Consider the following 21757-nt stretch of genomic DNA (forward strand, 5'->3'; position numbering starts at 1 on the left):
TGACCGATGTGCCGGATCCGGGGAGGGCGGGGAACGGGAGCTGTTATGGGGCGCCGGGGCAGGCCGGTGTCCGGGCGCTTTCCGGCGCTCATTAGGCTCCGGCCCCATGGACGTACTCATCCACATCTTCGTCGGCCTGCACATCATCGGCATCGCCGCCCTGCTCGGTGGCTTCCTGACCCAGATGAAGGCGATGGCCCAGGGCGCGGCCCGGTTCACCCCCGCGATGCTGCACGGCGCGCTGACGATGCTGGTCACCGGAGCGGTCCTGGTCGGCCTCAACCAGGCCCAGGACTACTCCGTCGACAACGTCAAGATCGGCGTGAAGCTCGCCGTCCTGATCGTGATCCTCGGCCTGGTCTACGTGAAGCGGGACGAGGAGAGGGTGGAGAAGCCGCTGTTCGCCCTGGTCGGCGGGCTGACCCTGGTGAACGTCTTCATCGCGGTGCTGTGGACCTGACCACTCCCGCGTCCGCCCGCGCGGACCGCAGCTCGGCCCTGGCCCGTGCGGCCGCCCCCGCCGCGACCGCCAGCCACCCGGCCACCGCGATCCACGTCAGCGCCCGGCCGGGCGCGTCCAGCCACGGCACGCCCACGGCGGCGGACACCGACAGCGTCGCCGCCGCCGTCATGCCGAGCGGGAAGACCGTCGACCAGCGGCGTACGTCGTAGCGCGGACGGGGCCAGGCGATCTCGGCGGCCAGGAGCACGGCGTACCAGGCCAGGTCGAGGGCGAGCAGGAACACGGTCAGGTCGTGCAGGACGGCCTGGTCGTCGCGGTTCCACAGGTACATGCCGGTCCCAGCCGCCGCGAGCAGCTTGGCCCCGGCGAGGGCCGAGATGGCGAGCGCGCCGCCCGCCACCCAGTGGTCCCCGGAGCCCCGGGCCACCTGCCGCAGGTCGAAGCGGAACAGCGCGATCAGGTAGAGCACGATCCCCAGCCAGAACGGCAGCAGCGCCGCGTGCGCCAGCCACGGCGTCGAGGTGGCCGCGGACAGCGTCGCGGCGAGCACGGCGAGCCCCTGCGTGGCGACGCACCCCAGGAACACGGCCCCGGGCATCCGCCGCCCCCAGTGCCGCACCACCAGGAACAGCAGCGCCGGCCACAGCAGTGCCGCCAGTCCCAGCAGCACCGCAGCCGGGAGCGACCAGCCGAGCAGCGAAAAACGGGTGCCGACCACGGTCGTCGCGGCGACGGCGGTCAGCGCGCCCGGCGTCCCGGCCCGCTCCATCCACTGCGCCCGGTCCGCGAGCAGCAGGTGGACGAAGTTCGCCGCCAGTATCAGCCAGGCGACACAGGCCAGCACGAGAGCGATCCGGGACAGGACCTCGTGGCCCGTCAGATGCAGGGCGACCGACACGATGCCGGTCGCCATCACCGCGGCCCCGGCCGCCGGTGGACGCTGCGCCCACCAGGTGCGCAGCGCGGAGGGATGGGTGGCCGATGACATGCCGCCGATGCTAGAGACCCGCACCGATCAGGCCGGGCGCACCACGCTGTAGACCGACGACTCGCCGTCGTAGAAGATCGACTCCTCGCGGACGTACGCCCCCGGCTTCGGGGCGTGGATCATCATGCCGTCGCCGATGTACAGGCCGACGTGGCTGATGTCGTCGTAGAAGAAGACGAGGTCACCGGGTTGTGCCTGGGAGACGGGGACGGTCGTGCCGGCGTTCACCTGGTCGTAGGTGACGCGCGGCAGCGTCACGGCCGCGGCCTTCCAGGCGGCCTGGGTCAGGCCCGAGCAGTCGTACGAGCCGGGGCCCGTGGCGCCCCAGACGTACGGCTTGCCGATCTGGGCGCGGGCGAAGGCGATCGCCTTCTCGGCCTGGGTGCCGTTCGAGGTCCCCGGCGTCGACGAGCCCGAGGAACCCGTGCCGGTGGAGGCGCCCGAGGATCCGTTGCCGCTCTCCTGCTGCTGGGCGGCCTCCTCCTGTCGCTTGCGTTCGGCCTCCTGCTTCTTCGCCAGCTCGGCGGCCTTGCGCTCGGCCTCCTCCTGCTTCTTCTTCTCGATCGCCGCCAGCCGGGCCTTCTCCTCGGCGGTCAGCTCCGACAGCAGCTCCCGCGCGGTGGCCAGCTTCTTCTGGACGGTCGCCTTGGCCGTCCTCAGGTCGTTCTGCGAGGCGGTGAGCGTTTCGAGGCTCTCGGTGGCCTCCCGGCGCTTCTTCATCGTCTCGGACTGCTGGGTGACGTAGTCGTCGACGGCGCTCTTCTGCCGGCCGGTGAGCCGGTCCATGAGCTGGTTCTGGTCGAAGTAGTCCTGCGGCGAGTCCGCGAGCAGGAGGGTCGCGGTCTCCGGGACCGCGGCGCCCGTGCGGTACTGGGCGGACGCGAAGGAGCCCAGCTCGTCGCGCGCGTCGTTGAGCTTCTGGGTGCGCCGGGCGACGTCGTCGAGGAGGCCGTCGACCTTCTTGCGCTGCTTGGAGGTCTGCTCCTTGGCCGCGTTGTACTTCTCGGTCGCCGACCCGGCCTGGCGGTAGAGGTCGTCGACCTTCTTCTGGACCTCTTCGAGCGTCGGCCGGTCGTCCGAGGGCGTGGCGTGGGCCGTCTGGGACAGCAGGGCGACGGAGGTGAGGGCCGCGGTGGCGAGGGCCGGGGTCCGTATGCCCGCCACGCGGACACCGGTGGGGCGCGACTTGCGGTGCGACGCCAAGGAGGCGACTCCTTCCAGTGGTCCGCCTACCGGGTTGGCGATGGGGGTCCCCCCGGGCCGTCCAGGTCTGGGGGAGGGTTCGGGCGGTGGGTCGGAAGGGTTGCCCTACGGCGGCCCGCCCTCGCGTCTCGTCGAGGGCGGTGCGGCCGATTCACCCCGAGGTCTCGGTGGGTCCCCGGCTCCGGGTGCCGCGCGGGCAGGGCCGGACTCGGCGGAGGCCGCACGGCCCGGCGGGGTTCGCCGGTGGGGGTCGGGCGGCCTGCCCCGCACCGTAGCCAACTCGTGTGGCCGCTGTGAAGGTTGGTGGGTGATATGCCCGATACATTTTCGTGACCTTCCGCGCGGGCGGCCGTCGACCGGCCGCGGGCGTCACTCTTCGTGCTGCCGCCGGTCGCGGACCGTTCCCGGCCCGGTGATTCCGGGCATTTTCCGGGGTGGCCCCAGGTTGTCGGTGGGGCGCCCTAGACTCGGAGAGCGATGAGCAGCCTCTTTGACGACAGCTTCCTGGCGAGCCTCCAGACCCCCCGCGGTCACGAGGAGGAACCCCCGCCGCCGCCCGAGGACGATCACGGACCGGAGCAGGTTCCGCACGATCTGTTCGGCGGGAAGTTCGACGTGCCTCCGGACCGGGACACCCACTACCGTGACGGCGCCCCGCGTCCCGCCCTGGACCCGGCCGCGCTCCTGGAGGGGCTGAACGAGAACCAGCGGGCCGCCGTCGTCCACTCCGGCTCCCCGCTGCTCATCGTGGCCGGCGCCGGTTCCGGCAAGACCCGCGTCCTCACCCACCGCATCGCCCACCTGCTGGCCGAGCGCGGTGTCCACCCCGGCCAGATCCTCGCGATCACCTTCACCAACAAGGCCGCGGGCGAGATGAAGGAGCGCGTGGAGCAGCTCGTCGGCCCGCGGGCGAACGCGATGTGGGTGATGACCTTCCACAGCGCCTGCGTCCGCATCCTGCGCCGCGAGTCGAAGAAGCTCGGCTTCACCTCGTCGTTCTCGATCTACGACGCCGCCGACTCCAAGCGGCTCATGGCGCTGGTCTGCCGCGACCTGGACCTGGACCCCAAGCGCTTCCCGCCGAAGTCCTTCAGCGCGAAGATCAGCAACCTGAAGAACGAGCTGATCGACGAGGAGGACTTCGCCGCCCAGGCCGCCGACGGCTTCGAGAAGACCCTCGCCCAGGCCTACGCCATGTACCAGTCGCGGCTGCGCGAGGCCAACGCCCTCGACTTCGACGACCTGATCATGACGACGGTCAACCTGCTCCGCGCCTTCCCGGACGTCGCCGAGCACTACCGCCGCCGTTTCCGGCACGTCCTGGTCGACGAGTACCAGGACACCAACCACGCCCAGTACGCCCTGGTGCGCGAGCTGGTCGGCGTCCCCTCGGAGCACCCGGTCGACGTGCCGCCGGAGGCCGAGGTGCCGCCCGCCGAGCTGTGCGTGGTGGGCGACGCCGACCAGTCGATCTACGCCTTCCGCGGCGCCACCATCCGCAACATCCTCCAGTTCGAGGAGGACTACCCGGACGCGACGACGATCCTGCTGGAGCAGAACTACCGCTCCACGCAGACCATCCTCAGCGCCGCCAACGCGGTCATCGAACGCAACGAGTCCCGCCGCCCCAAGAACCTGTGGACCAACCAGGGCAACGGCGCGCGGATCACCGGGTACGTGGCCGACACCGAGCACGACGAGGCGCAGTTCGTCGCCGACGAGATAGACCGCCTCTCCGACGCGGGCGAGGCGAAGGCCGGTGACGTCGCCGTCTTCTACCGGACCAACGCCCAGTCCCGTGTCTTCGAAGAGGTCTTCATCCGCACCGGCCTGCCCTACAAGGTCGTCGGCGGCGTCCGCTTCTACGAGCGCAAGGAGGTCCGGGACGTCCTGGCCTACCTGCGGGTCCTGGCCAACCCGGAGGACTCGGTGCCGCTGCGCCGCATCCTCAACGTCCCCAAGCGCGGCATCGGCGACCGCGCGGAGGCGATGATCGACGCCCTCTCCCAGCGCGAGAAGATCAGCTTCCCGCAGGCGCTCAGGCGCGTCGACGAGGCGTACGGCATGGCCGCCCGCTCCGCGAACGCCGTCAAGCGGTTCAACACGCTCATGGAGGACCTCCGCACCGTCGTCGAGTCCGGCGCCGGCCCGGCGACCGTCCTGGAGGCCATCCTCGAACGCACCGGGTACCTGGCCGAGTTGCAGGCCTCCACCGACCCGCAGGACGAGACCCGCATCGAGAACCTCCAGGAACTCGCCGCCGTCGCCCTGGAGTTCGAGCAGGAGCGGGCCGAGGGGGAGGAGGCCGGCACGCTGGCCGACTTCCTGGAGAAGGTGGCGCTCGTCGCCGACTCCGACCAGATCCCCGACGAGGAGGACGGCGACGGGGTCGTCACCCTCATGACCCTGCACACCGCCAAGGGCCTGGAGTTCCCGGTCGTCTTCCTCACCGGCATGGAGGACGGCGTGTTCCCGCACATGCGCGCGCTCGGCCAGACCAAGGAGCTGGAGGAGGAACGGCGCCTCGCCTACGTCGGCATCACGCGCGCCCGCGAGCGCCTCTACCTGACCCGGTCGACGCTGCGCAGTGCCTGGGGCCAGCCGTCGTACAACCCGCCCTCGCGGTTCCTGGAGGAGATCCCGGCCCCGCACCTGGAGTGGAAGCGCACCGGGGCCAACGGGCCCGCGCCCTCGGCACCGGTCTCGGGGGTGGCGGCCTCGCTGTCCTCGTCCCGTTCCCGCTCCTCGGCGTCGGGCGCGTCCGGCTTCGCCACCCGCAGGGCGGCCGGGGCCGAGAAGCCGACGGTCTCGCTGGCGGTCGGCGACCGTGTCACGCACGACCAGTTCGGGCTCGGCACGGTGGTCGGGGTCAAGGGCACCGGCTCCAACGCCGAGGCCACGATCGACTTCGGGGACACCAAGCCGAAGCGGCTGCTGCTGCGGTACGCGCCGGTGGAGAAGCTCTGAGGGAGCGGCAAGGGCGGCGGCGGGTCCGGGCGGAGGCCGGGGCCCACGCCCTGGCCTGCTGAGGCATTGCGGCTGCTGAGACGTTACGGCGTTGTGCGGGCGGGGCGTGGTGTCACGTGGGGCTGATGCCGTGACTGCGCAGCCACGGGAGCGGGTCGATCGACGAGCCGCCCGCGGGACGCACCTCGAAGTGCAGGTGCGGACCGGTGGAGTTGCCCGAGTTGCCGGAGAACGCGATCGCGTCGCCCGCCTTCACGGTCGTACCCGAGGGGACCTGGTAGCTGGAGAGGTGGCAGTACCACGTCTCCGTGCCGTCCTTGGCGGTCACGATCATCATGTTGCCGTACGCGCTGTTGTACTGCGTCCGCACGGTGCCGTCGGTCGCTGCCATGACCTTCGTCCCGTACGACACGGGGAAGTCGATGCCGGTGTGGACGGACATCCAGTTGATGCCGGCCTGCCCGTAGTACGCGCTGAGGCCGTGCTGCTCCACCGGGAGCGCGAACTTGGGGCGCAGCCGCTCCTTGCGGGCCGCCTCCTGCGCCGCCCGCTTCTTCTCCGCGGCCTGCTCGGCCTTGAGGTCGATGCGCTCCTGGGTCCGGCTGGCCCGGTCCGCGAAGTCGTCGGCTCCGGCGGCGAGGCTCGCGAGCTGGGTGTCCAGCTTGTTGTTGGCGGTGGACGGCTTCACCGGCGCGGCCTTCGCGTTGCCCGGGTCCGGTGCGGAGGCCGCGGTGTCGGCCCCCTCGTCGCCGGTCAGGCTGCCGACGGAGGCGGCGGCGATACCGGCGACGCTCATCACGCAGGCCGAGGGGACCGCGATGGTCAGCAGCGCGGAGCGCTTGGCGGGCTGGCGGCGACGGGAACGCGCCCCGGCGCGGGAGCCGGGGCGCGCGGCGGGGACCGGCGCGGCCGGCGTGACCTCTTCCTGATCGTCCAGGAGGGCGGTCACGGTGGGAAGTTCACCGGTGGCGGCCGGTTCGGTGTCGTCCGGGGCGGGGTGCTGGGCCGGTCCGGACGGTCCGGCGGGGTCCTCCGAGGGGCCGGTGGCGGTGCCGTCCGTGTTCCACTGCGTGGCGTCGTAGGCGCCGGTGTCCACGGGACCGCCCGCGAACGCGCCGGTGTGGAAGGTGCCGGTGGCGAAGGAATTCGTCTCGAAGGCACCGGTGTCGTGGGTACCGGTGGCGTGTGTGGTGCCGCCGGTGTCGTGCGAGCCGGTCTCGAAGGTTCCGGTCTCGAAGGTCCCGGTTTCGAAGGTCTGCGTGCCCCAGTGCCACTGCTGGGTGCCGTCGGCCGGGTCGCCCGACTGGTCCGGCGCGCTCCAGGCGCCGGTGTCCCACTGGCCGCCGGTCTCCGGGCCGGTCTGCTGGTGGCCGGTCGTCCACGTCGTCGTGTCGTAGGCGCCGGTGTCGTAAGCGGCTTGGTGCTGGGCCGCGTAGGCGTCGTAGTGGAGGGTCTGCATCCCGCCGGTCGACCACTGGGCCGTGTCGTACGAGCCCGTGGCCTCGTGGGTGCCGACGCCGTGGCCCGGCATGCTGCCGAACAGGGGATCGGCGTCGTAGGCCGGGATACCGGAACCGCCGGTGGAGAAACCGGTGGCGTCGTAGCCGCCGTACGTGGTGAGGTCGCCGTACTGGGCCTCCCCCGTGCCGTACGACGCGTAGTGCGCCGAAGCGGCGTCGGAAGCCGATGCCGGGGTGTTCATGGTCCCCGACGGGTGACGGTCGTTCACCAACTTCTCTTTCGCCTCGACAACAGGGGCTGCGAGAGCAGTGCGGTGACTGTACCCGGCGGTATACGGACACGACAATCTTCGGCAGGTTTCACGCGCGAAGGAAACGGGCAATCGGCCGTGTTTTGGCGGAGGGCGGGCGCGGGTTTGGCTTTGTGTTCGACCTTTGTTCGAGTCCGAACGGGTTGTTTCGTTCTCAGGCGACGGTGAGCCCGCCGCTGTGCTTGCCCCGCCCCGGGCCCCTACGGCTGCCCGTTTCCTTGTCGGCCCCGGACGGGTCGATGTCGAGTGCCTGCCGTATCCCCGTGGCCACGGCGGGGTGCACGGGCAGCGCGAGATGGCCGATGCCGCTCACCCGTACGTTCTCCGTATCCAGGTCGGGATGGGTGAGGCAGGCCGTCTCCAGCGGGTCCATCACGTGGTCCAGGTCGCTCCAGAAGCTGACGAAGCGCGTACGGCAACCGGGCGCCGGGCGGGTCAGCTCCTCGATCACCGCGGATCCGGGGCGCATCTGGCGCACGATCGGGTGCGCGTTCGCCAGGGGGACCACCTTGGTGCCGGCGTGCGGGGTGCCGAGCGTCACGAGGGTGCGGACCCGGCGGTCTCCGCCGAGGCGCTGCACGTAGTAGCGCGCGATCAGGCCGCCGAGGCTGTGCCCGACGACATCGACGCGCTCGCTGCCCGTGCGCTCGCATATTTCCTCGACGTGCCGGCCGAGCAATTCGGCGGCGGTGCGGATGTCGCAGGTCAGCGGGGAGTAGTTCAGCGACTCGACCGCGTGCCTGCCGTGCTGGGCCAGGCTGCGGCGCAGCAGCAGGAAGACGGAGCGGTTGTCGATGAAGCCGTGCAGCAGGACGACCGGCGGGCGGACGGGGGCCGGCAGCCGGGGAGCGGCCTCGGGCGACGACTGCGGTGCCGGGGTGTCCGCCGGCCGCGGGGCCCCGGCGGCCGGGCGCCGTTCCTGGACGATCCCCGAGGGATAGAGGAGGACGTGCCCGGCGAAGATCGCGGCTTCGAGCGCGCCGGCCTTGAGGAGGGTCAGGGAGAGCCCGGTCAGCCGGCCCGGCAGGGCCGCCACGTCGGAGAGTCCCGGCAGCGACGGGATCCCCGGGATCCCAGGAATTCCGGGAAGTCCCGGCAGGCCGGGCAGGAGACGCTGGACGAGCGGGAAAAGGGGCAGTGCTGCCGTGGTGACCTTCATGGGCCGACCTCCTGTCGGCACGCGCAGGGACGCCTCTGTCCCCCGTGTGCCCTCGTGGAGCGCCGTGACACCAGTGATGGGTGAGGTTCGGGAGGTTTATGCAGGTGAGAATGGTCGTATGGGGTCGCGTAGGCCGATGGAGGCCCGTGGTGTGCGTGGGCTGCGGCGCTCCGTGCGCGGATTTCCGCCGCGCACGGAGAGGTGCGCGGCGAACATGTCCCGCCATGTGATTTCCCCCTCTGTATTCACCGCGAAACTGCCGGTTGCGGGATGCTGGGCGATAACGTTCGTTCACTTCCCCGGACGCTGTGGTGCGGGGGCTCCGCGCCAGGGCACGAAGTGTGCGGTACTTGTCGGTACGGATGGATGTAGTCGCTTCATGGAGGCAGTGATGGGTGTGGCAGCCGGTCCGATCCGCGTGGTAGTGGCCAAGCCGGGGCTCGACGGCCACGATCGCGGGGCCAAGGTGATCGCGCGGGCCCTGCGCGACGCCGGTATGGAGGTCATCTACACCGGGCTCCACCAGACTCCCGAGCAGATCGTCGACACCGCGATCCAGGAGGACGCCGACGCGATCGGGCTGTCCATCCTCTCCGGAGCGCACAACACGCTCTTCGCCGCCGTGATCGAGCTGCTCCGGGAGCGGGACGCGGCCGACATCCTGGTCTTCGGCGGCGGGATCATCCCGGAGGCGGACATCGCCCCGCTGAAGGAGAAGGGCGTCGCGGAGATCTTCACGCCCGGGGCCACCACGGCGTCCATCGTGGACTGGGTCCGGGCGAACGTGCGGGAGCCCGCGGGGGCCTGACCCGGACGCCTGCCGCCGTGCCGATGCGATGCTGATCCCGCACCGGCACGGCGGGAACGGCCGTGTCGGCGACGACGGGTCCCGTGCGGGTGCGGCGTTGCGCCCCTACCCCTGCCCCGCCCGGAGTTCCTCGGCCATCGCCGCACGCAGCCGCAGCGTCCTGACCAGCCGGTGGAACGCCTCCGCCCAGTACCCGCCGGCCCCCGGCGACGCGTCCTCCGGCTCGTCCGGTATCGCCAGCAGTCCGTCGAGGCGCCCCGCCTCCGATGGGTCGAGGCACCGCTCGGCCAGGCCCATGACGCCGCTGAAGCTCCAGGGGTAGCTCCCGGCGTCCCGCGCGATGTTGAGCGCGTCGACCACCGCACGGCCGAGCGGCGGGGCCCACGGCACCGCGCACATGCCGAGCAGTTGGAACGCCTCGGACAGGCCGTGCGTGGCGATGAACCCGGCGACCCACTCGGCGCGTTCGGCCGCCTCCAGGGTGCCGAGCAGCTTCGCCCGCTCCGCCAGGGACACCGCTCCCGGGCCGCCTGCCTCGGGCGCCGTGGGCGCTCCCAGCAGCGCCCGCGCCCAGGCGCCGTCGCGCTGCCGTACCGCCGCGCGGCACCACGCGGCGTGCAGCTCGCTCTGCCAGCCGTCCGACACCGGCAGCGCGACGATCTCCTCGGGAGTCCGCCCGCCGAGCCGGTCCCGCCAGGTGGTGAGCGGTGCCGCCTCCATGAACTGGCCGAACCACCAGGACCGTTCACCCCGCCCGGCGGGCGGTCTGGCCGTCACGCCGTCCCGCTCCATGCCCGCGTCGCACTCGTGGGGAGCCTCGACGACGATCGCCGGCGGGCTGAGGGTGCGGTCGAGGGACACGCACGTCGCGGCTCGCGCCGCCATCCGCGCGGCCAGTGCCGAGTGCGGCAGTGCCGACAGCAACTCCGCCGCCGTGGCCCGGACGTTGCGGCTGCGGTCGGTCAGCGCCTGCTCCAGGAACGGCTCGTCCGCGGCTTCCAGTCCCGTACGCAGTGAGTCGCAGAACATCAGCCGGTCCTCGGCCCGCTCCGCCGCCCAGGTCGACCGGAGCAACTCGCGCCCGCCGGCGGGGTCCCGGGCGCGCAGGGACGCCAGGAGAGCGACCCGTTCGGCGAACAGGCCCTCGTTCCACAGCCGCCGTACCCGCTCGGCGGCACCGGGTCCGGACAGCGCGGCGACGCCGCCCTGGGCCGCGCGCAGGGCGAACCGCCAGTCCGGGTTGAACCGGGCCAGCCACAGGGCGCGGGGCCCGGCGAACGCCAGCGCCGCCGGCCGCAGGTCCGTACGGCCCCGCGCCGCGTCCAGCAGCGCCGGAAGCACCTCGGGCGGTGCCGCGAAACCGCGCGCGTTCGCCGTCGCCAGCCACTGGGGCAGCAACTCCATCAGATCGGGTGCGCTGCCCCTGCGCCCGCCGCCCGCCGTTCCCGGGCGGTCGGTGAGCAGCATCATGAGCCGGCGGGCGGCCGGGCCGGGCAGCGGCGGGCGGGGGTCCGCGGGCGCGGGGTCGGGGCGCCGGGCCGCGCGGGCCGGGCGCAGCCCGGCGCGACGGCGGACGGTCTCCGCGGCCGCCGCGTCCAGCAGCGCGGTCGCGGCGCCCGGTCCGTGCTCGCAGCCCGGTGGAGTGCGCCGGTCGGTGCCCAGCAGCGCCGAGGTGACCAGCCCCTCCCACGCGCCGGGCCCGGCTGCCGGTACCGCGGCGGGTGCCGGGAGCGCGGGGCACGCGGCCGATTCCCGTGCGGTGGCCGCCGCCGGTGCGGGTGTGTCCGTGACGGCGGGTGTCCTGGTCATGCGGTTCCCCCTCTTGTTCCGGTCCGGCTTGTTCCGGTCCGGCCGACGTCGGCCGGACCGGGGCAGCACAGCGGCACCGCCGCTCCCGGTCCGGCCGGCCAGGCCGTCAGCGGTGTGAAGCCCCGGTGGCCGCACTCGCCGAAGACCATGACGGGCGCGCCGCCCGCCAGGGCGACCAGCCGCCACAGCCCCGGCCGGCTTCCGGCGGACCGGGTGAGCGGCAGGGCCGTGTCCCCGTCGGCGTCCGCCAGTTGCCAGCCGTCGCCGTCCGGCACCGGGACGACCCGGTCCAGGGTCACCGGCACCGAGTCCAGCCACGGGTCGTCGCGGAGGGCGTCGCCGTAACGGGCGGCCGCCTGCGAGGTCGTGAGCCCCTTCGGGCGTGTCGGCGCGGAACGGGGCGGCGCGAACCGGCGGCCCAGGGAGGCTCGCTGCCGTCCCGTGCCGCCCGGGTACGCCGAGAGCTCCGCGTCCAGGGTCAGCCCCACCGGCAGCGTCAGTTCCGGTGCCCGGCCCGCGGCCCCGTAGGAGAGGAGCAGCGCCGTGCGGTCCGACTTCCGCCCGTACAACCAGACGTGGCGGGCCGTCAGCCGGGCGTCCGCGGTGTCGTACTGGGCGAGGACCAGCCAGTCGTCCCGTACCGGCGGGCCCTCCGCGGGTGCCTGCAGGCCCACGCGCGCACGGACCGTCGCCGCCAGGCCGTCCGGCAGCTCCTCGCGGCGCAGCCAGCCCCGGTCCAGCAGGTGGAGCAGCGCGCACTCCTCGAGCAGCCGCACCGGCCAGCCGGGACCCGACGACGGTATGGACCCCAGTTCCCTCGCGCGCGCGGCCAGTCCGGGTGCCTGGGCGTCGACCATGCGGGCGGCCGTCTCCTCCCAGAGGGCGTCCCCCGCCTGCCCGGCGCCGGCCAGGCCGCCGCGCAGGAGATCCACGAGGCGCTGCTCCAGCTCCGTGGCGCCCGCGGTGATGCGCTCGGCCCGCCGCTGTGCCCGGCGCCGCGCCGCCTCGGCGTCACCGGTCACGGCGGTGGAAGCGGGGGCGGACGTGGCCGCCGTCCCCTCTTCCACCCGCCCGTCGTGCCGTCCGGCGGCCCACCGCTTCCCCCGGACCGGTGCCTGCTTCCCCCGGACCGGCGCCTGCGCCTCTGACGCCACGCCCTCCCCGCTCGGTCCCTGCACGGCCCTCACACCTCCCCCTCGTCGCACTCCCTGCCCCCGGGCCCCGGCCTTCGCCGTGCCGAGCCTGCCGCCGACCCCGCGTGACGCCGCGTCAGGCGCTGGTCCCGGCACCTGGTCCGTGATCCCCGCACCTGCTGCCGAGCCATGCCATCGAAGGTAGATCCCGCCACTGACAATGGCCCCGACGAGGGAGTTTGTGCAGGTCAGAGCGATTGTCAGTGGCGTGGTGCACCGTGGACGGCAGATCGAACCGGCCCAGCTGGAGGGGGACTCAGCCATGCCTGTACGTGAAGCACGGACACCCGGGACCGAGGTGTTGCGTCCGCACGCCGAGCACGCGTTCGCGGCCGAACTGGCCGCGCTCGCCGCGCAGGACGACCGTCCGCGTCCGGACCGCTGGAAGCTGTCGCCGTGGGCCGTCGCCACCTACCTGCTCGGCGGCACCCTGCCGGACGGCACGCTGATCACCCCGAAGTACGTGGGCCCGCGCCGCGTCGTCGAGGTCGCCGTCGCCACGCTCGCCACCGACCGGGCGCTGCTCCTGCTCGGACTGCCCGGCACGGCGAAGACCTGGGTGTCCGAACATCTCGCCGCGGCCGTCAGCGGCGACTCGACCCTGCTCGTGCAGGGGACGGCCGGCACCCCGGAGGAAGCGATCCGCTACGGCTGGAACTACGCACAGCTCCTCGCCCACGGCCCCGGCCGGGACGCCCTGGTGCCCAGCCCGGTCATGCGGGCCATGGCGGAGGGCATGACCGCCCGGGTGGAGGAGCTGACCCGCATCCCGGCCGATGTCCAGGACACCCTGATCACCGTCCTGTCGGAGAAGACCCTGCCCATACCGGAACTGGGCCAGGAGGTGCAGGCGGTCCCCGGGTTCAACCTGATCGCCACCGCCAACGACCGCGACCGGGGGGTCAACGACCTGTCCAGCGCCCTGCGCCGCCGCTTCAACACCGTGGTGCTGCCGCTGCCGGTGAGCGCCGAGGCCGAGGTCGACATCGTCACGCGCCGCGTCGACCAGATCGGCCGCTCCCTCGACCTGCCGTCGCTGCCCGACGGCACGGAGGAGATCCGCCGTGTCGTCACCGTCTTCCGCGAGCTGCGCGACGGACTGACGAGCGACGGCCGTACGAAGGTGAAGTCGCCCAGCGGCACGCTGTCCACGGCCGAGGCGATCTCCGTCGTCACCGGCGGGCTCGCCCTGTCGGCCCACTTCGGCGACGGGGTGCTGCGGCCCGGCGACGTCGCGGCGGGCGTACTCGGCGCGGTCGTCCGCGACCCGGGGACCGACCGTGTCGTGTGGCAGGAGTACCTCGAGACGGTCGTGCGGGAACGCGACGGCTGGCAGGACTTCTACCGGGCCTGCCGGGAGGTGTCCGCGTGAGGGGCACACGGGTGTGGACACGCCGGGGGACGGAGGCAGTTGTGGCCGGTACGACGGGGGACGACGGGGACTCGACCTGGAGCCGACGGCGGCGGGGGCCGCGAGGGGGACGGCGTGGCGGGCGCTGACCGGGCGGGGGCGGGCCGCCCGAGCCGTGCCTCCGGCGGGGCGGCCGGTGCCGGTCGCCCGGGAGGAGGGCCGCTGCTGCTGGGCGTACGTCACCACGGGCCCGGCTCGGCCCGGGCGGTGCGGGCCGCGCTGGAGGCGGCCCGGCCGGGCGTCGTGCTGGTCGAGGGGCCCCCGGAGGCCGACGCGCTGATACCGCTGGCCGCCGACGCGGACATGCGGCCGCCGGTCGCGCTCCTCGCCCACGCCGTGGACGAGCCCGGCCGCTCGGCGTTCTGGCCGCTGGCCGAGTTCTCCCCCGAGTGGGTGGCCGTCCGCTGGGCGCTGGAACACGACGTCCCGGCCCGCTTCATCGACCTCCCCGCCACCCACACGCTGGCCCGGCGGGCAGCGGACGAGGGTGAGCACGTGGACGTGGACCCGTACCTGGATACCGAGGGGCAGGCGGGCGGGCCGGGTGCGGGGGGCGCACCCGGTACGACCGCTCCCGACGCCCGGGGCGGACCCGGTACGGCCTTCTCCGACGTCCGGGCCGATCCGCTCGCCGTCCTCGCCGCGGCCGCGGGGCACGACGACCCCGAGCGCTGGTGGGAGGACGTGATCGAGCACCGGGGCCCGGGAGAGGGGGACGCGTTCGCTCCGTTCGCGGCGCTGGAGGAGGCCATGACGGCACTGCGGGAGACCGAGGAGGACGGCGAGGGCGGCGGAGGCGAGGACGGTGGCGAAGGGGGCGGTGCTCACGGACGGGACCTCGTGCGCGAGGCCTGGATGCGCCTCCGGATCCGGGCGGCGGGGCGGGAGTTCCCGCAGGGCGTGGCCGTGGTCTGCGGAGCCTGGCACGTGCCCGCGCTGCGGCGCCGGGTCGCCGTCGCCGCCGACCGGGCCCTGGTGAAGGGGCTGCCCAGGACCAAGGTGGACATGACCTGGGTGCCCTGGACGCACCGCAGACTGTCGAGAGCCGGCGGGTACGGCGCGGGCATCGAGTCGCCGGGCTGGTACGGGCATCTGTTCGCCGCGGCCGACCGGCCCGTCGAGCGCTGGCTGACCGGAGTGGCCGGACTGCTGAGGGAGGAGGACAGGGTCGTCTCCCCGGCCCACGTCATCGAGGCGGTCCGGCTGGCCGAAACGCTCGCGGCGGTCCGTGGACGGCCGTTGCCCGGGCTGACCGAGGTGACGGACGCCGCGCGGGCGGTGCTGTGCGACGGCTCGGACGTGCCGCTGGCGCTGGTCCACGACCGGCTGGTGGTGGGGGACGCGCTGGGAGAGGTTCCCGCGGGGGCGCCCGCGGTGCCGTTGCAGCGGGACCTCGCCCGGAGCCAGCGGCGGCTGCGGCTCAAGCCCGAGGCGGCGGGGCGCGAGCTGGAACTCGACCTGCGCAAGGAGACCGACGCCGGGCGCAGCAGACTCCTGCACCGGCTGCGGCTGCTGGGCATCGGCTGGGGGGAACCGGCCGCCTCGCGCAGCACGGGCACCTTCCGGGAGACGTGGCGGCTGCGCTGGGAGCCGGAGCTGTCGGTGCGGGTCGCCGAGGCCGGAGTGTGGGGCACCACCGTGCTCTCCGCCGCCACCGCCAGGGCCGAGGCGGACGCCGTCGCCGCGCAGGGCCTCGCCGAGGTCACCGTGCTCGCCGAACGCTGCCTGCTGGCCGACCTGCCGGACGCGCTCTCCCCGGTGATGCGGATACTCGCCGACCGGGCGGCACTCGACACGGACGTCGGTCACCTCGCCGAGGCCCTGCCCGCCCTCGTCCGTTCGCTGCGGTACGGAGACGTGCGCGGCACGGACACCGCGGCGTTGTCCGAGGTCGCCGCGGGACTCGCCGAGCGGGTCTTCGTCGGGCTGCCCGCGGCCTGCGCCGCCCTGGACGCCGACGCGGCCGAGGAGATGCGCCGCCATGTGGACGCCGTGCACACGGCCGTGGGCCTGCTCGGCGGCGCCCCCGCGCCGGGACACGGCGACCCTCGGCCCCGCTGGCGGGACGTGCTGCGGACCCTCTCCGCACGGGACACGGTGCCCGGCGTGGTGCGCGGGCGAGCCGTACGGCTCCTGCTGGACGACGGCGAGCTGGCACCGGACGAGGCGGCGCGGCTCATGGGGCTGGCGCTGTCCCCGGGGACTCCACCGGCACACGCGGCGGCCTGGGTCGAGGGCTTCGTCGGAGTCGGCTCGGGCGGCGGCATGCTCCTCCTGCACGACGAGCGGCTGCTCGCCCTGATCGACACCTGGCTGACCGGCGTGCCGGCGGAGGCGTTCACAGACGTCCTGCCGCTGCTGCGCCGCACCTTCTCCGCCCACGAGCCGGGCGTGCGCCGCGGCATCGGCGACCTGGTCAGGCGCGGACCGAGGGCGCGGGGGAGTGTGACGGGGGCCGGTACCGGCGTACCGGGCTTCGCGGCCGGCCTCGACACCGCGCGGGCCGACGCGGTGCTGCCGGTGGTCCGGCTGATCCTGGGCCGGGACCCGGTGCGGGACGACGACCTGATGGGGGTGCACACGACATGACCGGACGGGTGATCCGGCAGACGCACGGACACATGACCGGGCCCACGGCTAAGCACATGACCGGACCCACGGCTGAGCACGCGACTGGGCACCCGGCCGGACCCGCGGCCGGGCAGGTGGTGGCCGGGGCCGTGAGCGCGGGCACGGCCGGAGGCACGCCGTCGGCCGGGCCGGAGGACGACGGGGCGGCACAGGAGCGGCTGCGGCGGTGGCGTCTCGTCCTCGGCGGTGGCGACCCGGCCGACGGCACCGGCCACGTGCTCTCCGGACGGGACGCCGGGATGGACGACGCGCTCACCGCCCTCTACGCGAAGGGCGACGCGCCCACCCGCCGGGGAAAGGACCGTGCGGCCGGGCTCGGGGCCTCCGCACCGGCGGTGGCGCGCTGGCTGGGGGACATCCGGACCTACTTCCCCTCCTCCGTCGTCCGCGTCATGCAGCGGGACGCGATCGACCGGCTCGGGCTCGCCACTCTCCTGCTGGAGCCGGAGATGCTCGAGGCCGTGGAGGCCGACGTGCACCTGGTCGGCACCCTGCTGTCCCTGCACCAGGCGATGCCGGACACGACGAGGGAGACGGCCCGGGCCGTCGTGCGCAAGGTCGTCGAGGATCTGGAGAAGCGGCTCGCCGCCCGCACCCGTGCCACGCTGAGCGGAGCACTGGACCGCAGCGCCCGCACGGGCCGGCCCCGTCACCACGACATCGACTGGCACCGCACGATCGCGGCCAACCTCAAGCACTACCTTCCGGAGCACCGCACCGTCGTACCCGAGCGGCTCGTCGGCCACGGCCGGTCGGCCCGCGCGGTGAAGAAGGAGGTCGTCCTCTGCGTCGACCAGTCCGGGTCGATGGCGGCGTCGGTGGTGTACGCGTCGGTCTTCGGCGCGGTGCTGGCGTCCATGCGCTCGCTCGACACCCGGCTCGTCGTCTTCGACACGGCGGTCGCCGACCTCACCGACCAGCTCGACGACCCGGTCGACGTGCTCTTCGGCACCCGGCTGGGCGGCGGTACGGACATCAACCGCGCCCTGGCTTACTGCCAGTCGGGAATCAACCGGCCCGCTGAGACGGTGGTCGTGCTGATCAGCGATCTCTACGAGGGCGGCATACGCGACGAGATGCTCAAGCGGGTCGCGGCGATGAGGGCGGCGGGGGTGGAGTTCGTGGCGCTGCTGGCCCTGTCGGACGAGGGGACGCCGGCGTACGACCGGGAACACGCGGCGGCGCTCGCCGCGCTCGGCGTACCGGCGTTCGCGTGCACGCCCGACCACTTCCCGGAGGTGATGGCGGCGGCGATCGAGGGGAGGCCCCTGCCGATACCGGACGCCGGCTGACGACACGGCGAACCCGGCGATCCCCGGTGCCCCGATTTCCATGGCCGAATCGGATATGGTGGACCGTCGGCGGGGCGGGGCTTGCGCAACCCGCGTACCCCCGTGCGAGTATCGCGCGGCGCGTCGATGCGTTGTTCGACGTTCGGTATCAGACGTTCCGTAACCGACCTTCCGGATCCGACGTCTTCGGCATCTGACGTTCGACATCTGACGATCGATTCGACGCGCGGTCCGTTCCGTCGCACGGGAGGTACTTCCCCCTCTTGGTCTCGTCAGCAGTCCTGCCCGGTGCCGCTTCGCGCCTCCTGCGCACGGCGGCCGGGCGGCGTGCGCTGCACGTGGCGCTGCTGCTGGGCGGGTTGTTCGTGCTGGGCCTGCTCTGCGGAGGGCGGGCGCAGGCGGCCGACGAAGCGCCCGGGCCCTTGACGGACACGGTCGGCCGCGTTCTCGACGCCCCCTCAGAAGCAGGTTCCGACATGGCGCTCGTGGACCTCCCTCCCGCCTCGGAGGACGCCGTCCGGACCGTGGCCGACCGGGTCGTAGGGCCGGTCGGCGACGTGGTGGGGACGGTGACGGAGCGGCTGGACGCGGTTGCGCGGACCGGGGTTCCGGCCGAGGTGCCGCCCTTGCGGGTGCTCCCCGGCCCGTCGGGGAACGGCGTCGTCGGCGACACGTCCGGTCGGTCAGGATCGGCCGCCCCGGCGCCCCGGCCCGCGGCCGAGCCCGCATCCGCGCCGATGGCACCGAGCGTCTCCGGCACCGCCGACCCGCCCAGTGCCGCCGACGCCCGAGTCGTCGGGGGAGGACGAACCCCGGCCCCCGCCGTCGCGTACGGTCCGGAGCCCGTCCCCGGCCAGGCCCTCACCGCACCGGCCGCGCCCGCCCACGAGCACCGAGCCGGGCCCGGGCACACCGCGCCCACCGCATACGCCCCCGCCGGTTCCGCCCGCCCCGCACCCACCGGTGACCCCGACGGCGCGCTCGGCACCGCGTCCGGCGCCGACCAGGCGACCCCGCGCCACGGGGACGCACGCGCGGTCACCCCGCAGTTCGGGATCGCGTTCCGGCTCGCCCCCGGGGCCCCGGAGCGGACCGAGGCGGCCGGGGTCAGGGAGCCGTACCGGGACGTCCCCGTCTCCCCCGCCTAGAACGGCCGCCCCCCTCCGCCGCGCACCCCCGCTCGCCGCGAACCCCACGCTCGCGCGCCACGCCGGCGTGCACCCCGCCCGCCCCGGCCCTGGCCCCAGGCCCCATCGTGGACGCCCCCGTGGACGCCCGGCGTACGCGCACACGAGCCCGGCGTACGCGCCCCGCCGCGGTGATGGGCGCACGGCGCACGGCGCACCGCTCACGTCCGTCACCTCGCGGCCCGTGCCCACGGCCTCACGGCACGCACGCCCAGACTCCGCGGGACGGCAGGCCCCGGACGGAGACCGAAAACCGTCGGCCTCCGTCCGGCCGTGCCCTCCCCGCGGTCGGGGCCGGACGGCCCCCATTGGGGTGGGGACCGTCCGGCCCGCACCCCGGCGGCCCGCACCCACGCGGCCCGCCGGGGGAGTCGGGCCTCACCGGGTCAACCCCAGCCCGGTGAGGCCCTCGCCCGGCGCGAAGCGCCCGCCGCTCCGCTCACACCCGGCACCCCGTGCCAGTGAGGACGGCATCATGTGACAGGCATCACCGCTCAGGTGTGACCCACGATTTAGAGACCCCATGCAAGCGGCGATAACCTGCGAGACGGACATGCCGCGCGCTCGGACACCGTGTGCGCCCCCCTTGTGACCTCACGGCGGACGTCACGTTGCCCTTCGCGGCACGCCCACGCATCCAACGAACCGCGAGATCACTGATAGGGACGGAAGCGCGTGGACCTGTTCGAGTACCAGGCGAGGGACCTCTTCGCCAAGCACGATGTACCGGTGCTGGCCGGTGAAGTCATCGACACGCCTGAGGCGGCGCGCGAGATCACCGAGCGTCTGGGCGGCAAGTCCGTCGTCAAGGCCCAGGTGAAGGTCGGTGGCCGCGGCAAGGCCGGTGGCGTGAAGCTGGCCGCCTCGGCGGACGAGGCCGTCGCCCGCGCGACGGACATCCTCGGCATGGACATCAAGGGCCACACGGTCCACAAGGTGATGATCGCCGAGACCGCCCCCGAGATCGTCGAGGAGTACTACGTCTCCTTCCTCCTCGACCGTGCCAACCGCACCTTCCTCTCCATCGCCTCCGTCGAGGGCGGCATGGAGATCGAGGAGGTGGCGGCCACCCGTCCGGAGGCCGTCGCCAAGACCCCGATCGACGCGATCGACGGTGTGACGCCCGAGAAGGCGCGGGAGATCGTCGAGGCCGCGAAGTTCCCGGCCGAGGTCGCCGACAAGGTCGCCGACGTCCTGGTCAAGCTGTGGGACACCTTCATCAAGGAGGACGCCCTCCTGGTCGAGGTCAACCCGCTGGCCAAGGTCGCCTCCGGCGACGTCATCGCCCTCGACGGCAAGGTGTCGCTGGACGACAACGCCGAGTTCCGTCACCCCGACTTCGAGGCCCTCCACGACAAGGCCGCGGCCAACCCGCTCGAGGCCGCCGCCAAGGAGAAGAACCTCAACTACGTCAAGCTCGACGGCGAGGTCGGCATCATCGGCAACGGCGCGGGTCTCGTCATGAGCACCCTGGACGTCGTCGCGTACGCCGGTGAGAAGCACGGCAACGTCAAGCCCGCCAACTTCCTGGACATCGGCGGCGGCGCCTCCGCCCAGGTCATGGCGAACGGCCTGGAGATCATCCTCGGCGACCCGGACGTCCGCTCCGTGTTCGTCAACGTCTTCGGCGGCATCACCGCCTGCGACGAGGTCGCCAACGGCATCGTCCAGGCGCTGAAGCTCCTGGAGGACCGCGGCGAGAAGGTCGAGAAGCCGCTCGTCGTCCGTCTCGACGGCAACAACGCCGAGCTGGGCCGCAAGATCCTCACCGACGCCAACCACCCGCTGGTCCAGCGCGTCGACACCATGGACGGCGCGGCCGACAAGGCCGCCGAGCTGGCTCACGCCGCCGCCAAGTAAGCACTCAGGACGAGGACACCAACACACCATGGCTATCTGGCTCAACAAGGACAGCAAGGTCATCGTCCAGGGCATGACCGGCGCCACCGGCATGAAGCACACCAAGCTCATGCTCGGCGACGGCACCAACGTCGTGGGCGGCGTGAACCCGCGCAAGGCGGGTCAGTCCGTGGACTTCGACGGCACCGAGGTACCGGTCTTCGGCACCGTCAAGGAGGCCATCGAGAAGACCGGCGCCGACGTCTCCGTCATCTTCGTGCCGGAGAAGTTCACCAAGGACGCCGTCGTCGAGGCCATCGACGCCGAGATCCCGCTGGCCGTCGTCATCACCGAGGGCATCGCCGTGCACGACTCGGCCGCCTTCTGGTCGTACGCCGGCAAGAAGGGCAACAAGACCCGGATCATCGGCCCGAACTGCCCCGGCATCATCACCCCGGGCCAGTCCAACGTCGGCATCATCCCGGGCGACATCACCAAGCCGGGCCGCATCGGCCTGGTCTCGAAGTCCGGCACGCTGACGTACCAGATGATGTACGAGCTGCGTGACATCGGCTTCTCGACCGCCGTCGGCATCGGTGGCGACCCGATCATCGGCACCACGCACATCGACGCGCTCGCCGCGTTCGAGGCCGACCCCGAGACCGACCTGATCGTCATGATCGGCGAGATCGGCGGCGACGCCGAGGAGCGTGCGGCCGAGTACATCTCGAAGAACGTGACCAAGCCGGTCGTCGGCTACGTCGCGGGCTTCACCGCGCCCGAGGGCAAGACCATGGGCCACGCCGGCGCCATCGTCTCCGGTTCGTCCGGCACCGCCCAGGCGAAGAAGGAGGCCCTGGAGGCCGCCGGCGTCAAGGTCGGCAAGACGCCGACCGAGACGGCGAAGCTCGCCCGCGCCATCCTGGCCGGCTGACACCGCCGTCCCACCGGCCCGTTCCGCACCGAGCGGCCCGCCCTCCGTTCACAGGGGGCGGGCCGCTCGGCGTTCCGGGCCTCGGTGTTCCGGGCGCCGGAC

15 protein-coding genes are annotated in these 21757 nt (G+C 73.3%); 9 read left to right on the top strand and 6 right to left on the bottom strand.

From position 1 onward, the window contains the following. Positions 1 to 106 precede the first annotated feature (106 nt). Complete coding sequence (locus tag IG88_RS0103815) at positions 107 to 460, top strand: membrane protein (protein WP_031034910.1); 354 nt, start codon at positions 107 to 109, stop codon at positions 458 to 460. On the opposite strand, the gene IG88_RS0103820 is transcribed toward IG88_RS0103815, so the two are convergent. Continuing rightward, complete coding sequence (locus IG88_RS0103820; protein WP_031034913.1) at positions 438 to 1451, bottom strand: tellurite resistance/C4-dicarboxylate transporter family protein; 1014 nt, start codon at positions 1449 to 1451, stop codon at positions 438 to 440. The genes IG88_RS0103815 and IG88_RS0103820 overlap by 23 nt on opposite strands. A gap of 27 nt (positions 1452 to 1478) precedes the next feature. Then, positions 1479 to 2654 (bottom strand): C40 family peptidase, encoded by a 1176-nt coding sequence (locus IG88_RS0103825; protein WP_031034914.1) that lies wholly within the window; start codon positions 2652 to 2654, stop codon positions 1479 to 1481. 477 nt (positions 2655 to 3131) lie between these two features. Here IG88_RS0103825 and pcrA point away from each other — a divergent pair, with 477 nt between their 5' ends. Further along, positions 3132 to 5621 (top strand): DNA helicase PcrA, encoded by a 2490-nt coding sequence (pcrA, locus tag IG88_RS0103830; RefSeq protein ID WP_031034918.1) that lies wholly within the window; start codon positions 3132 to 3134, stop codon positions 5619 to 5621. 112 nt (positions 5622 to 5733) lie between these two features. Here pcrA and IG88_RS0103835 read toward each other — a convergent pair whose 3' ends face one another. Both IG88_RS0103835 and IG88_RS0103840 read right to left on the bottom strand, forming a co-directional pair. Then, positions 5734 to 7350, bottom strand: coding sequence for a M23 family metallopeptidase (locus IG88_RS0103835; RefSeq protein ID WP_031034920.1), 1617 nt, complete (start codon positions 7348 to 7350; stop codon positions 5734 to 5736). Between the two features lie 196 nt (positions 7351 to 7546). After that, complete coding sequence (locus IG88_RS0103840; protein WP_031034923.1) at positions 7547 to 8551, bottom strand: esterase/lipase family protein; 1005 nt, start codon at positions 8549 to 8551, stop codon at positions 7547 to 7549. Positions 8552 to 8942: 391 nt separating this feature from the next. On the opposite strand from IG88_RS0103840, the gene IG88_RS0103845 reads away from it, so the two are divergent. Then, entirely contained in the window at positions 8943 to 9359 is a 417-nt protein-coding gene (locus tag IG88_RS0103845) for a cobalamin B12-binding domain-containing protein (protein WP_003974171.1), read from the top strand. A gap of 105 nt (positions 9360 to 9464) precedes the next feature. On the opposite strand, the gene IG88_RS0103850 is transcribed toward IG88_RS0103845, so the two are convergent. Then, a complete protein-coding gene (locus tag IG88_RS0103850) occupies positions 9465 to 11168 on the bottom strand; it encodes a DUF5691 domain-containing protein (protein WP_107452023.1) in 1704 nt (567 codons plus the stop codon). Next, positions 11165 to 12346 carry a hypothetical protein gene (locus tag IG88_RS0103855; RefSeq protein WP_420712068.1) on the bottom strand — a complete coding sequence of 394 codons (1182 nt, stop codon included), beginning with the start codon at positions 12344 to 12346 and terminating at the stop codon, positions 11165 to 11167. The genes IG88_RS0103850 and IG88_RS0103855 overlap by 4 nt, the downstream gene beginning before the upstream one ends. 277 nt (positions 12347 to 12623) lie before the next feature. On the opposite strand from IG88_RS0103855, the gene IG88_RS0103860 reads away from it, so the two are divergent. The 6 genes from IG88_RS0103860 (at position 12624) to sucD (ending at position 21655) form a co-directional block, all read left to right on the top strand. Next, complete coding sequence (locus IG88_RS0103860) at positions 12624 to 13733, top strand: ATP-binding protein (RefSeq protein ID WP_031034930.1); 1110 nt, start codon at positions 12624 to 12626, stop codon at positions 13731 to 13733. 114 nt (positions 13734 to 13847) lie between these two features. Then, positions 13848 to 16361: a DUF5682 family protein gene (locus IG88_RS0103865; RefSeq protein WP_031034932.1), complete on the top strand. Its 2514-nt coding sequence runs from the start codon at positions 13848 to 13850 to the stop codon at positions 16359 to 16361. A gap of 56 nt (positions 16362 to 16417) precedes the next feature. Continuing rightward, the gene (locus IG88_RS0103870; RefSeq protein WP_107452024.1) at positions 16418 to 17695 is read left to right on the top strand and encodes a vWA domain-containing protein; all 1278 of its coding nucleotides are present in this window, start codon (positions 16418 to 16420) and stop codon (positions 17693 to 17695) included. Between the two features lie 263 nt (positions 17696 to 17958). Continuing rightward, positions 17959 to 18843, top strand: a complete 885-nt coding sequence (locus IG88_RS0103875; RefSeq protein WP_031034935.1) for a hypothetical protein — start codon at positions 17959 to 17961, stop codon at positions 18841 to 18843. Between the two features lie 714 nt (positions 18844 to 19557). Then, positions 19558 to 20742 carry an ADP-forming succinate--CoA ligase subunit beta gene (sucC, locus tag IG88_RS0103880; RefSeq protein ID WP_031034938.1) on the top strand — a complete coding sequence of 395 codons (1185 nt, stop codon included), beginning with the start codon at positions 19558 to 19560 and terminating at the stop codon, positions 20740 to 20742. Between the two features lie 28 nt (positions 20743 to 20770). Further along, on the top strand, positions 20771 to 21655 hold the full coding sequence (sucD, locus tag IG88_RS0103885) for a succinate--CoA ligase subunit alpha (protein ID WP_031034940.1): 885 nt from the start codon (positions 20771 to 20773) through the stop codon (positions 21653 to 21655). Positions 21656 to 21757: the final 102 nt, after the last annotated feature.

Source organism: Streptomyces sp. NRRL F-5650, from assembly GCF_000721365.1.
GTDB lineage: Bacteria > Actinomycetota > Actinomycetes > Streptomycetales > Streptomycetaceae > Streptomyces > Streptomyces ardesiacus.

What these genes read in the sequence shown, in the direction of transcription:
- IG88_RS0103815 (WP_031034910.1), top strand. Translation starts at nt 107, where the DNA reads ATGGACGTACTCATCCACATCTTCGTCGGCCTGCACATCATCGGCATC.
- IG88_RS0103820 (WP_031034913.1), bottom strand. Translation starts at nt 1,451, where the DNA reads ATGTCATCGGCCACCCATCCCTCCGCGCTGCGCACCTGGTGGGCGCAG.
- pcrA (WP_031034918.1), top strand. Translation starts at nt 3,132, where the DNA reads ATGAGCAGCCTCTTTGACGACAGCTTCCTGGCGAGCCTCCAGACCCCC.
- IG88_RS0103840 (WP_031034923.1), bottom strand. Translation starts at nt 8,551, where the DNA reads ATGAAGGTCACCACGGCAGCACTGCCCCTTTTCCCGCTCGTCCAGCGT.
- IG88_RS0103845 (WP_003974171.1), top strand. Translation starts at nt 8,943, where the DNA reads ATGGGTGTGGCAGCCGGTCCGATCCGCGTGGTAGTGGCCAAGCCGGGG.
- IG88_RS0103850 (WP_107452023.1), bottom strand. Translation starts at nt 11,168, where the DNA reads ATGACCAGGACACCCGCCGTCACGGACACACCCGCACCGGCGGCGGCC.
- IG88_RS0103860 (WP_031034930.1), top strand. Translation starts at nt 12,624, where the DNA reads ATGCCTGTACGTGAAGCACGGACACCCGGGACCGAGGTGTTGCGTCCG.
- IG88_RS0103870 (WP_107452024.1), top strand. Translation starts at nt 16,418, where the DNA reads ATGACCGGACCCACGGCTGAGCACGCGACTGGGCACCCGGCCGGACCC.
- sucD (WP_031034940.1), top strand. Translation starts at nt 20,771, where the DNA reads ATGGCTATCTGGCTCAACAAGGACAGCAAGGTCATCGTCCAGGGCATG.